Raw genomic sequence first — 12,950 nt, 5'->3', positions numbered from 1 at the left:
TGTAAAACAAAAAAAGCCCGCTGACAGCAGGCTTTTTCAATGGCATCAAATGCACGTTAATACTTAGTAATAATCTCTCACTAAGATCTCGGCAATTTGCACACTATTTAAGGCTGCACCTTTACGAATATTGTCAGACACGACCCACAGATTAAGGCCGTGAGAATGAGAAATATCCTTACGAATGCGACCCACATAAACCGGATCGGTTCCTGCGGCATCGGTCACTGCTGTTGGATAATCCTCATCGGATTCAAACAATACCACTCCTTCGGCATTACGCAGTAAAGCTTTAACGTCTTCGGCATCAACAGGCTGACGAGTTTCGATATTAATGGCTTCCGAGTGACCATAAAACACAGGCACACGTACAGCTGTCGCATTCACTAAAATCTCATCGTCACCGAAAATCTTCTGGGTTTCCCAGACCATTTTCATTTCTTCTTTGGTATAGCCGTTATCCATAAATTTATCGATTTGTGGCAATACGTTAAAAGCAATTTGCTTCGGATAGACTTCAGCGTCAGCGGGTAAACCTTGCAGTAATTTAGTGCACTGATGCGCCAATTCTTCAATGGCTTTTTTACCTGTACCCGATACTGACTGATAAGTCGCGACATTAATACGGCTGATCCCATAGGCATCATAAATAGGCTTAAGTGCCACCAGCATTTGAATCGTGGAACAATTTGGGTTAGCAATGATATTGCGATTGCGAAAATCCGCGATAGCATGCGGATTCACTTCAGGTACAACCAAAGGAATATCGATGTCGTATCTAAAGTGAGAGGTGTTATCAATCACAACACAACCTGCTTCAGCGGCAATCGGTGCCCATATGGCAGAAACATCACCACCGGCAGAGAAGAAACCGATTTGGGCTTGGCTCCAATCGAAGGTTTCTACGTCCAGAATGGTAATTTGTTTGCCATGAAAGCTGACCGTTTCACCGGCGCTGCGGCTACTGGCTAAAGGGTACAAATTGGCAACCGGGAAGTTACGCTCTTCGAGGATCTCAATCATAGTTTGACCCACTGCGCCCGATGCACCTAAAACGACAACATTAAATTCCTGTGACATAGCTACTGACCGACTCCTGAAAACCCTAAATTGGATAACCAATCTACCTCAAGTTGACGGTCATAAGCCAGCGCCAATGCACTAAATTCACGTCGATGTCGGTGATTTTTTCTCATAGTGTCAAAGCCATTCTCATTTAAGAATATATTTCGGAACATATTGTCATCATCGCGCAAATCATAAACAAAACGTGCCAACTGTAAGAGTGCCTTTTCGTCAGGTGCTGTCGCCAGTTCAACTGCCTTAATATTAAAGCTTGGCAAGAGATCCAGCAGGCTTTTATCGGCAGCAATATTAAGTAACTGACACAGTTTTTGGTAAAGCATAAAAGTGCCGCGCGCCTTACCTTCTAGGCTGTAACCTGCAATGTGCGGCGTGGCAAATTCAGCCAGTGGCACGAGTTCTGGCATAGGTGTTGGCTCGCCTTCCCACACATCGAGTACAAGTCTGAGATCATCACGCTGGCGTTTAACTCTGACAAGTGCTTTGTTATCTATCACATCGCCACGACAGCAATTCACTAACCATGTATTGGGTTTGAGCGCCGTTAAGCGCGCCTCATCTAATAAATGTTTGGTTTTATGCTCGCCCGTGCGCGTGATTGGCACATGTAAACTGATGATATCGGCCTGCGCCATAATGGTTTCTAAGCTCACAAAACTGCGCGGATCGCCCTGTTTCTCTTTGATGGGATCATTAAGCAACACCTTAATACCATAGGCTTGCAAGCATTTAGCCGTTGCAGTACCAGTATTGCCCGCGCCCACTATGCCGACGACCTTGCCCTTAAGCGGCGAATCAAACCGCTGTGCTAACTCCAGCATAGCGATAAAAGCAAACTCCCCAACCGCAGTCGCATTGCAACCTGGCGCATTAGAGAAGGGAATATTACGCTCGCCAAGGTAGGCTAAATCCACATGATCTGTGCCTATAGTGGCACTGCCGACAAACTTCAGTTGATGATTGTCCGAGAGCAACTCGGCATTCACTTTGGTGACAGAGCGCACTAATAACACATCGGCATCGCGCACTTGCGCTACGGTTAACGTGCGGCCATTAACAGGAATAATTTCCCCGAGATCGCCAAATAACGGTTCAACAAAGGGCATATTTTCATCGACTAAAATCTTCATGGGCACCTGATTTGAAAAAATGGGAATGGAAGGCATCAAGATGCTCGGTATTCTAACAAGACTAATGGGATAAATCCTTGTCGATGCAACAGGTTTACAAAAAATGCTCATAAAAAAGGGAAGCCTAAGCTTCCCTTCTATCGTATCTGATAAACAAACTTATTTGAATTTACGCATCACTAGCGTGGCGTTTGTACCACCAAAACCAAAGCTGTTACTCATGACTGTATTCAGCTCAGCATCGCGATATTCACGCACGATAGGCATATCTTTCGCCGCTTCGTCCAGATTTTCGATATTGATGCTTGGGGCAATAAAGCTGTTTTCCATCATAATTAAGCTGTAAATCGCTTCATGTACGCCTGCGGCGCCTAATGCATGACCTGTCATAGACTTAGTCGATGCAATCGGTGGGCACTTGTCTTTAAAGACTTCACGTAGCGCTTCTAATTCACGCACGTCGCCCACTGGCGTTGAAGTGCCGTGAGTATTGATGTAATCGATTGGGGTGTCGACATCCATCATCGCCATTTGCATACAACGCACAGCGCCTTCACCCGATGGAGCCACCATGTCATAACCGTCTGAAGACGCGCCATAACCAATGACTTCAGCGTAAATTTTTGCGCCGCGAGCCAGAGCATGCTCTAACTCTTCAACCACTAAAATACCGCCGCCGCCAGAAATCACAAAACCATCACGGTCAGCATCATAGGTACGAGAAGCTTTTTCGGGTGTGGCATTGTACTTAGTTGACAGTGCGCCCATAGCATCAAAGCCCATGGTCAGCGTCCAATCCACTTCTTCAGCACCACCGGCAAACACCATGTCTTGCTTACCCATTTGGATAAGTTCAACGGCGTGACCAATACAATGGGCGCTGGTTGCACAGGCTGAACTGATAGAATAGTTCATGCCTTTAATTTTAAATGGCGTGGCTAAACAGGCGCTGGCCGTGCTCGACATGATGCGAGGCACAATATACGGACCAACACGTTTAACGCCTTTTTCACGCAGTGTATCGGCAGATTGAACTTGGTTAGACGATGATGCGCCGCCTGTACCCACAATCAAACCTACGCGCGGATCTGAATACTGCTCTTCGGTTAAATTGGCATCGGCAACCGCTTCTTGCATAGCAATGTAGGCATAAGCTGCCGCATCACCCATAAAACGCAATGCCTTACGATCGATATGCTCAGCAGGGTTTAACTTGATGTCACCCCATACATGGCTACGTAATTGCATCTCTTCAAACTGAGCTGAATGCGTAATACCACTGCGGCCCGCTTTCAGTGACTCGGTCACTTCTTGCTTGTTATTACCGATACTTGAAACAACACCCATTCCGGTGATCACGACTCTTTTCATTTTATTGCTATCCATTGTGTACATGTCAGTACCTACTTTTCGCTGAGCCAATAGTATCTGTTTTGACTCAATTAAGTGGTCAGCTTTCCATAAAGGCGAGTAAAATAATGCCAATTATGAGACCGAGAGTAAATTTCTTTGACTGCAGAGCCCAATAAACCTTGCCAAATTAAGCGCGATTACCCGCAATTAATCAACCTTTATCCCGCAACCGCTCACAATGATGCACACTATCTCAGCAAGTTGAGCATTTATCAGCAGCGGGTATTTGAGGCTCATTCACAGCAAAAACTCTTAGTATTAGGGCAAATGGGTTTAGGTAACGGGCTTGAACTCTTATCTTGGTGGCGGACTCAGACGAACCCTAACCAACGATTACTCCTTAAAGTCTTCGAACCCCATCCGATTAATGCGTACGAACTTAAATTACTTTGGGATCAATCCGCCAGTTTAGCCAAAGTGCCTGAACTTGAGCTACTTGCCCAACGCTTACTTCATACAGAGCCGACGGCTATTATAGGTTGTCAGAGATTAATTTTTGATGACGGTCGTACCACAATCGACCTGCACTTTGGTGATATTCAATCCCAACTCAGTTCACTCATCCATTCTCCGCTGCACCCCGTTCAGCACTGGCTGGTATTGCCCCATCTACAAAATGGGTTACATCAGCAGATCCATTGGCAGATGGCAAAACTCAGTGACGATAGCGCCACTGTTGCAACGATTGGATTAAACGAATCAAGCGGATTAAGCGAAACAACAGTCAATCGTTTCCAAGCCTGTGGCTTTGAGGTGAGGGATTTTACCTGCGCTGAAATACAGACAAACCCTCAGCCTGATGCCATTTTGTTACACGAGCGCCACGTCTTACGCCGGCAAGACGCTAAAGCCTATGCCTTTAATCCTATGGCTGCAATCTTATCCTCGGACGCACCCAGCTCGATTGCCATCATAGGCGGCGGGTTAGCCTCGGCGCATTTGGCGCTGTCTTTGGCGGAGCGTGGCCAAAGCACGCAGATCTTTTGTAAAGATGCCAAGCTTGGCCAAGGCGCTTCGGGCAACCGCCAAGGGGCGATTTATCCGCTGCTGACACCGGAAAATGATGAATTAAGCCGCTTCTTCCAGCAGGCATTCTTATTTAGCCGCCGTCGAGTACAGGCGCTGACATCTGCCCCCGCCCCAAATCAAACGCCGATTTCCCATAATTTTTGCGGGGTATTGCAAACCGCCCACGATGAACGCAGCCAATTACGACTCGATAAAATTATTCAAAGCCAGAACTGGCCAAGTGAAATAGCCTATCGAGTCGATGCCCAGCAAGCCAATTGTCTTGCGAACATTAATATCGACAAATCAGGCTTTTTCTATCCGCTGGCTGGCTGGGTTTGTCCCTACGAATATGCCGAAGCCGCACTACAAAAAGCGCAGCAGCTTACCGAGGTCAAACTCCATTTGGAGACTGAGATCCTTGAAATTGAGCATCAAAGTGAAGGTTGGTATTTAATCACCGCTAAGCATCGCTTTGGCCCCTTTGCGCAAGTTGTGCTCGCCAATGGCGCAGCACTCACGCAATTTGATGCCAGCAACAAATTACAAATTAGCCCTTTTCGCGGCCAAGTCAGCCATGTGCCAGCTCAATTTCAATTGAGTCAGCTCGCGACTGTGCTGTGCGCCAACGGTTATTTAACCCCGAGTCACGAAGGACTCCACTGCCTTGGCGCGAGCTACGTTAAAGAACCTAAGCATTTAGATTTTTGCCCGCAGGAGCAGCAAGAAAATCTCGCCAAAATGCATGAAAGTTATCCTGACCAAGGCTGGCTTGATGATATCGACATGAGTGGCAACAATGCTCGCGTTGGCGTGCGTATGGTGACGCGGGATCATTTCCCTATGATGGGCTGCGCGCCCGATGTGCCAAAAATTATTAAAGATTATGCGCAACATCAACTCACGAAAGAAAGTCGCCACTACTGGCAAACCACGCCAGCGCCGGTGCACGAAGGGTTGTATATTCTCGGCGGGTTAGGCTCACGGGGACTCAGTTCTGGGCCATTGGCCGCCGAATGTCTCGCGGCGCAGCTTTGCAGCGAGCCAATACCACTCGATAAAGCAACCCTGTGTAAACTCAACCCTAATCGTATGTGGCTGCGAAAGTTACTCAAGGGAAAATCCCTCTAGCTTTGCCATCGCCTGTACAAATAAAAAAGGGATTAAGCCTTGGCTTTATCCCTTTTTTATTATTTTCTGTAAACCACTTAAGCGGCAGTAACAACCATAGTGTTATCACTGCTGCTAGGTTCAAGACAGCTAGGCTCTACACAACTAGCCTCAATATGTCGGGGCTTTCTCGATTCTCTCGCCACTTTCACCCGAGTACGATTGTTATTATCGCGGCTCTGACGAATAAGCGCATCGCCACTTAGGTTCGAAGGTAGACCAGATGCTAGGCTCGATGTCAGGCTTGCAGCCACGCGATGGGATTTGGCCAATCTGTCGTATAACAGCACATTGACCGAAGCCGCAAGATTCATACATCCGACCGTAGGCACATACACTACGGCATCGGCTTTATCGATAATCTCTTGGCCAATGGTGCCATCTTCAGGACCAAACACATAAAAGGCTTTTGCGGGATGGACAAAATCCGGCAGCGGCGTTGCGCCCACGACCAAATCGACACAGATAAGCTGAGTGTCCGCCGGAATCGCGGCTAACAATGAAGTGACGCCCGTGAGCGGAATGCGCTCGCCAGCATCTTTAGTATCGACATGGTATTGCACAGCGCCCGAACGCGCGGCTAACTCGTAGCGCCTGCCGGTATAAAATACGCCATTGACGCCATAACAACCTGATGCGCGCATAATGCCACCGACGTTAACGGGCGTTTTAGGATTCACTAAGCCGATAAATACCGCGCTGGTATCGAGCGTTTGCTCACAGGCAAATTCAGCACTCGACATTTCTGCACTCGTTACTTCGGTACTCGTTACTTCGGTATTAGTCACTTGCTCGTTGTCAGTCATCGGCTGGGAGCTAGGCAACATCCAATTCGCCTATAATCTTTGCCTGCAGCTGTGCCCATGCCTGTTCAACCAAGGCATAATCGGCATCGTTTAATTCTTGGCGCGCGAGTGCTAGACAGTCGGTCATTTTTAGCATTAACGCATCAAGATCCGTTTCACCCTGTGCTTCCAATTGGGATAACACTACGGCCACATGGCCCTGTAAGTAGCCACAGGCAAACAAAGCATCGTCATCACCATGGCTGACTACACTGGCGATCCACTGTTCTAATGCGTCTTCGTAATGCTCTAACATGGGTCTAACTCTCCATTAATACTGGATTGGCCGACACATCTGCTGCGACCAATAAATCTGGATTGGCCACCTGATACATAACGTAATCATGGTAGCCCGTCGTCACTTTGTAATAGCCGCCAAGCTCGCTATCTAATTTAGGGTCGCCACTATCCACAATTAGTGGTCGCCCATCAAGTGCTTTTAGCTTAGTTTTTGTGGCGAGGATAATAATATTGTCTTTTCCGATGCGGCGAATGAGCTCGGGCGATAACTGTTGATTACCGCGCCCTAAGATATGGCCTTGGCCACCAATTAAGGTAATCACCAACTTCGTCGGCTTATCTTGGGTCAGTTCGAGTAATTCATTGGCGGTTAAATCACTGCCGACAAGGTTTTTATTTTGAATGAGATCAACACCGAGCAGGGTATTATCCAGAGCTAACTCTTCCATCACAAAGGCAACCGTACTGCCAGAGCCCATGATGTACAATTCATCTTCCATTTGATTGATCACATCGGCGGCGATATCGGCCAGCACAAGTTCATCGACTTCCTTGCCGCCCATCTTCACCGCTTGCACATAACGCGGCTCGGCGGGCACTAAAAGCTCACCAAATCGTTTAGCACGCACTGTGCCTTGGCGAAAGGCCACTTCGTCAATATCCATCACATCGGCGGACATTAAACTGACGAGCTCACCATCGAGTAACATTTTGACCACCATGCCAGACGCATGGGGCGTAATGCCGTAAACACCGGAATGAATTTTCACCCCAGCGGGAACGCCGAGTACGGGGAGTTTGTCGTCGATAGTGGCTTGTTCAAATACGGAGTAAACATCGCGGGCCGTACCATCGCCACCGGCAAAAAGGAGTAAATCCAGCGGTTCATCCAGCAGCGCACGCACAACGGCCTGCGTATCCAGCGCCTGGGTTTTATCCGGAGTTTGATACACCACTCGCGTGGTAAAACCGAGTGTTTTAGCGGCGTCTTCACCCATGATGCCTGAAGCGGTAATGACTTCAATGTCATCACTATAATCACGGATAACCTCGAGGGCCTGCATCATACGCAAGGCGGCTTTGGGTTCAGCGCCTAAGGCGAGCGCTTCTTCGGCAACGCCATCACTGCCCTTAAGGCCAACACTGCCACCTAAGCCAGCTAATGGATTGATAACTAACCCTAAACGAAACCGAATCACCCTTTACCTCACTTAACACGATCTTTTGATTTTTATCTTAATGGATATCACTAGGCCTTATGGGCTGCAACACTCGGTTTATCCTTAGGGATAAAGAATACCGCCAGCATAGCGGCAAAGGCGCATACTGCGGCAAATACCCAAGACCAAACCGCCCCGCTACCATCGCCCCAAATAAAGCCACAAATCCAAGTACCGAGCGCGCCGCCAACCCCAAAACTTAAACTGGCGTATAGGGCTTGACCTTGGCTTCTGTGGCTCGCATCGAAATGTTTATGGACAAATTGAATCGATGCGGCGTGGGTTAAGCCAAAGGTAAAGGCATGTAATAATTGGCTAAAACCTAGCCACAACACATTATCGACCCCAAAGGCAACCAATAACCAACGTAGACAAGTCATGCCAATGCTGACAATCAATAAGGTATTCACGCCATAGCGGCCGAGTAAACGCGGCGCGAACATAAACATCACAATTTCAGCCATAGCGCCAAGGGCGACAAATATGCCCGCCGAGGATTCCGAGTAACCCGCTTGCTTTAAATATAAGACGAAGAAGCCGTAGAAAGGCCCTGCGCTCATTTGCAACAACATAGCGGAAATCATGAACCACACAATTGGCTTAGTCCATTTAAGGCGGTGCCGCTCCTGCCCCGCGGGGCGCACCGCTCGATTGGCGGGTAGCGGCAACGCGCTAAGCAGCATCCCAGTAAATAACATCAAGCCGATATAAGGCAACACTTCGGTGCCCCACTGGCCGATAGCAAAGCCCGCACCCACCACAAGGCAGATAAAACCTATGCTGCCAAAACTGCGTATTTGACCGTAGCGGCTGGCATTCTCGCCTAAGGTTTCTAAGGTGATCACTTCAAGCTGGGCGAGGATCGCATTCCAAAAGAAAGTATAGAGGGCCAAACTGAGCGCCATATACACAAAACCACCATGGTAGAAGAAACTCAAATACGCGAGCGCGGCGGCTCCCGCCCCCATTTTGATCAGCTCGGCGCGCATCCCCGTTCGGTCAGCCACTTTAGCCCACACATTAGGTGCAACGATGCGCGTCGCCATCAGGATGGCGAGTAAAAAGCCAATTTCTTGGGGATTAAAACCGCGATTTTCGAAGAAGACCCCAAGATAAGGGACCATAGTGCCGAGAATAGAAAAGAAGAAAAAATAGCAGGCACAAAGCCAGCGCAATTGCCGGCTTGTGCTAGAAGAAGTTGACATTAACGCATTCCATTTATCTCATGCCACTCATTTTATCGTTATCGCATACCTGCTATTTCATGCCACCTATATCGCATACCCCTATCTCATTCCGAGAACGGGCGTGTGACTACGCACATCCTGATTTTGCGCTCTGTGTCTTAATAAGTGATCCATCAGCACAATGGCAAGCATAGCTTCGGCAATCGGTACCGCGCGGATCCCAACGCAAGGATCGTGACGACCTTTAGTGACCACTTCGGCCATTTCACCCTGCGCCGTCATACTTTGACCAGGCACGCTGATACTTGATGTGGGTTTGAGCGCAATATGGGCAATTATCGGCTGACCCGATGAAATCCCACCGAGCACACCGCCCGCATGATTAGATTCAAAGCCTTGCGGCGACATTAAGTCACGCCCTTCGGAGCCCTTTTGCGTCACCACACCAAAACCATCACCAATCTCAACACCTTTGACGGCATTAATACCCATCAAAGCGTGGGCGATATCGGCATCGAGTCTATCAAATACGGGTTCACCTAAACCCACAGGCACACCTGTCGCGATGACGGAGATTTTCGCGCCAATCGAGTCACCAGATTTTTTCAGCTCACGCATGTATTCATCGAGCGCTTCAAGCTTGCTAGCATCGGGGAAGAAAAAGGCATTTTGCTCAATTTGGTCAAGATCAATAGTCTGCGCACAAATAGGACCCAGCTGTGACATAAACCCATAGATCTCGATACCGTGAACTTGCTTTAAATACTTTTTAGCCACAGCACCCGCCGCAACCCGCATCGCAGTTTCACGGGCTGAAGAGCGGCCACCACCGCGGTAGTCACGCATACCGTACTTTTGCTGGTAGGTATAATCGGCGTGCCCAGGGCGAAATAAATCTTTGATATTAGAGTAATCTTGACTGCGTTGATCGGTATTTTCAATCAAGAGTCCAATCGAGGTGCCCGTGGTTTTACCTTCGAAGACGCCGGATAAAATCCGCACTTCATCGGGCTCACGGCGTGCCGTGGTATATCGGGATGTCCCAGGACGACGGCGGTCAAGATCATGCTGCATATCGGCTTCGGTTAATTCAAGCCCAGGTGGGCAACCATCAATAATGCAACCGAGTGCTACACCGTGACTCTCACCAAACGTCGTCACTACAAAATTTTGACCAATACTGTTTCCAGACATCCGCTTTGTACACCTTAGATTATTTGTTCATCGCTCCGCGCCCAGCGAGTACTGGACAATTTTTTTCCCGCTGCAAGCCTAACTGGCAGCGGGAAAAGTCTCAACCTAATTTGCTATTTTAGGCTATTGCGCATCGCGATAAATGCCAAATACAGATTGATTTTCAACCAGTTGATCGCGAGTTAACACAAATACGCCATCGCCACCATTTTCAAAGTTAATCCAAGTGAATGGCACTTCTGGGAACTGCTCAATCAAATGCACCATAGAATTTCCCACTTCGACCACGAGTAAACCCGTTGGCGTGAGGTATTGCGCGGCATTGGCGAGTATACGCTTGGTTAAATCTAACCCGTCGCGACCTGAGGCTAAACCAATAGCCGGCTCATGGTGATATTCATCCGGCATGTCGCCAATGTCTTCAGCATCCACATAAGGTGGGTTTGAAACAATCAAATCATACTGAGGCCCTTCTGGGATGGCCGAAAACAGATCCGATTGCATCGGGAACACTCTGTCCATCACACCTAAGGTTTCAATATTGATTTGCGCCACATCTAAGGCATCTTCGCTGATATCCAGCGCATCGACTTCGGCGTCTTCAAATTCATAGGCGCAGGCAATCGCGATACAAGCGCTGCCTGTACATAAATCTAAAATACGTGTGACTGGCTTGTTATATAACCAAGGGCTAAAACGGTTAGCGATCATTTCGGCAATCGGCGAACGTGGTACTAACACGCGCTCATCGACGTAAAACTCAAGCCCTGCAAAACGGGCCTTGTTGGTCAGGTAAGGCACAGGCAAGCGTTCTCTCACCCGACGAATAATTAACTCGACAATTTTATGCTTTTCACTGCTGGTCAAGTTACTTAAAATCACTTGCTGGCCGATTTCTTCTGGTAAGTGTAAAGCATGGAAAACTAAGGCGATGGCTTCATCCCACGCGTTATCAGTACCATGACCATAATACACATTGGCATCGTTAAAACGGCTCACGGCCCAACGTAACATATCGCCAATGGTACGTAATTCTGTCACAGCTTCATCTACAAAGATCTTATCCAAAACGTGCTCCTGCTAGTTTGTTCGCCAAACATTGTAACTGAACTCTATTCAGAAACCATAGGATTCAATAGAATACCCGCCATGAATAAAGACGATGACAAAGAAGGCTTGGCGATGTTCTCAGCGCTTATCGATGGTATTAAGCCCATCACTCAGGATAAGCGGCACTTTCGCACGCCCTTAAAAACCAAACAGGAAATAGCACTGAAAGAGCAGCAACTGCATGCAAACAGCTATTTCTCAGATACTTATCAGCCACTACTGCCTATACAAGGACCGATGCGTTGGTTAGATGATGGCGTGGATAGCTTAGAGTTAAAACGACTCAGACGTGGCGATTACCAACCCGATTTACTGTTGGATTTGCATGGCTATCGCCAGTCAGAAGCCAAACTCGAGTTAGCGGCGCTCATTCAGGCCTGCGTTAAACAACAGAGCCAATGTTGCTGCGTAATGCACGGCTACGGCAGTGGCATATTGAAACAACAAGTTCCCATGTGGCTAGTACAGCATCCTATGGTGAAAGCTTTCCATCAGGCGCCTAAAGAATGGGGTGGCGATGCCGCGCTTTTAGTCTTAATCGACCTTGGTGAGCTGCCGCATAGACGTTAGTTAGCTTCAAGCTTTTACAAAACAAACGGCCCACTTAATGTGGGCCGTTTGTTTTGTAAAAGAGATATAAATCTAAATTAGCTAATACTATGGGGAGCGTGCTGCCACACAATCGACGCTTGCTCGGCATGTTTATCGACCAAGGTAATTCCAGAGGTGGCAAACAGTGGCGGTTCAACCCCTGCAACCAATTCACTCACTAAGTATCCCAATAATGGCATGTGAGAAATGACTAACACTCTATCTGCCTTGTATAACTCAGCATAAGCAACAATTAAAGCGGCAACATTAGCAGGATCGCCAGAAGGCACAAGATCATCGGCAACAAGCCACTTACGTGGCTCAGGAAAGTGTTGGCTCAGTTCCTGCCACGTTTGCTGTGCACGTAAGTAAGGGCTAACCAAGACAAGATCAAAATCTGTGATACTTCGAGCTAACCAGTTGCTCATCACAACGGTATGGTGCCTTCCTAAATCGGTTAGGGTTCTATCCCTATCGGATTGAGCATTAAATCCTGCGTCACCATGTCGCATCAAAAATAGCTGCATACTTCTCTCGCTACCCACACTTGTTTTTGTTTTATCCCAATTGTAGCCCTAAAATTCGTTTCGACAAACCTGTATACCCAAGCGACCTCAAAATACGAGTTTCAGAGCACCTAGGGTGCTTCAATTCAAGGCGCATCAATGACAGAATGTCGGCTACCTTTGAATTGATGCAACACGGAATTGGAGTGCCCTAGGCGCTCCGTCCCGGCGGCTTTTAACGCACTTTATGCTG

At 48.0% G+C, this 12,950-nt stretch carries 12 protein-coding genes; 2 read left to right on the top strand and 10 right to left on the bottom strand.

The annotated features are described in order from the left end of the window. Positions 1-63 precede the first annotated feature (63 nt). From SPUTW3181_RS08175 to fabB, 3 genes are all read right to left on the bottom strand, one after another. Positions 64-1,080: an aspartate-semialdehyde dehydrogenase gene (locus tag SPUTW3181_RS08175; RefSeq protein WP_011788903.1), complete on the bottom strand. Its 1,017-nt coding sequence runs from the start codon at positions 1,078-1,080 to the stop codon at positions 64-66. A gap of 2 nt (positions 1,081-1,082) precedes the next feature. Then, positions 1,083-2,213: a 4-phosphoerythronate dehydrogenase gene (locus SPUTW3181_RS08170; protein ID WP_011788902.1), complete on the bottom strand. Its 1,131-nt coding sequence runs from the start codon at positions 2,211-2,213 to the stop codon at positions 1,083-1,085. Between the two features lie 159 nt (positions 2,214-2,372). Next, entirely contained in the window at positions 2,373-3,584 is a 1,212-nt protein-coding gene (fabB, locus tag SPUTW3181_RS08165) for a beta-ketoacyl-ACP synthase I (RefSeq protein WP_041408164.1), read from the bottom strand. A 138-nt stretch (positions 3,585-3,722) separates the two neighbouring features. Here fabB and SPUTW3181_RS08160 point away from each other — a divergent pair, with 138 nt between their 5' ends. Then, complete coding sequence (locus SPUTW3181_RS08160) at positions 3,723-5,765, top strand: bifunctional tRNA (5-methylaminomethyl-2-thiouridine)(34)-methyltransferase MnmD/FAD-dependent 5-carboxymethylaminomethyl-2-thiouridine(34) oxidoreductase MnmC (RefSeq protein ID WP_011788900.1); 2,043 nt, start codon at positions 3,723-3,725, stop codon at positions 5,763-5,765. A 77-nt stretch (positions 5,766-5,842) separates the two neighbouring features. Here SPUTW3181_RS08160 and SPUTW3181_RS08155 read toward each other — a convergent pair whose 3' ends face one another. The 6 genes from SPUTW3181_RS08155 to prmB all read right to left on the bottom strand — a co-directional run bounded on the left by SPUTW3181_RS08155 (position 5,843) and on the right by prmB (position 11,558). Beyond that, positions 5,843-6,631, bottom strand: a complete 789-nt coding sequence (locus SPUTW3181_RS08155; RefSeq protein WP_011788899.1) for an RNA methyltransferase — start codon at positions 6,629-6,631, stop codon at positions 5,843-5,845. Beyond that, on the bottom strand, positions 6,621-6,905 hold the full coding sequence (locus SPUTW3181_RS08150; RefSeq protein WP_011788898.1) for a YfcL family protein: 285 nt from the start codon (positions 6,903-6,905) through the stop codon (positions 6,621-6,623). The genes SPUTW3181_RS08155 and SPUTW3181_RS08150 overlap by 11 nt, the downstream gene beginning before the upstream one ends. Before the next feature lie 4 nt (positions 6,906-6,909). Then, entirely contained in the window at positions 6,910-8,088 is a 1,179-nt protein-coding gene (locus SPUTW3181_RS08145; protein ID WP_011788897.1) for an ATP-NAD kinase family protein, read from the bottom strand. Positions 8,089-8,138: 50 nt separating this feature from the next. Then, positions 8,139-9,314: an MFS transporter gene (locus tag SPUTW3181_RS08140; protein WP_011788896.1), complete on the bottom strand. Its 1,176-nt coding sequence runs from the start codon at positions 9,312-9,314 to the stop codon at positions 8,139-8,141. Positions 9,315-9,395: 81 nt separating this feature from the next. Further along, positions 9,396-10,490 carry a chorismate synthase gene (gene aroC / locus SPUTW3181_RS08135; RefSeq protein WP_006082233.1) on the bottom strand — a complete coding sequence of 365 codons (1,095 nt, stop codon included), beginning with the start codon at positions 10,488-10,490 and terminating at the stop codon, positions 9,396-9,398. A 123-nt stretch (positions 10,491-10,613) separates the two neighbouring features. Next, positions 10,614-11,558 (bottom strand): 50S ribosomal protein L3 N(5)-glutamine methyltransferase, encoded by a 945-nt coding sequence (gene prmB, locus SPUTW3181_RS08130; protein WP_011788895.1) that lies wholly within the window; start codon positions 11,556-11,558, stop codon positions 10,614-10,616. Positions 11,559-11,639: 81 nt separating this feature from the next. On the opposite strand from prmB, the gene smrB reads away from it, so the two are divergent. Next, positions 11,640-12,170, top strand: coding sequence for an endonuclease SmrB (gene smrB, locus SPUTW3181_RS08125; RefSeq protein WP_011788894.1), 531 nt, complete (start codon positions 11,640-11,642; stop codon positions 12,168-12,170). Between the two features lie 77 nt (positions 12,171-12,247). On the opposite strand, the gene sixA is transcribed toward smrB, so the two are convergent. Beyond that, positions 12,248-12,718 (bottom strand): phosphohistidine phosphatase SixA, encoded by a 471-nt coding sequence (gene sixA / locus SPUTW3181_RS08120; RefSeq protein WP_011788893.1) that lies wholly within the window; start codon positions 12,716-12,718, stop codon positions 12,248-12,250. Positions 12,719-12,950 lie beyond the last annotated feature (232 nt).

Source organism: Shewanella sp. W3-18-1 (assembly GCF_000015185.1).
GTDB classification, from domain to species: Bacteria; Pseudomonadota; Gammaproteobacteria; order Enterobacterales; family Shewanellaceae; genus Shewanella; species Shewanella putrefaciens.
This window is presented reverse-complemented; position numbering and strand designations above follow the sequence as displayed.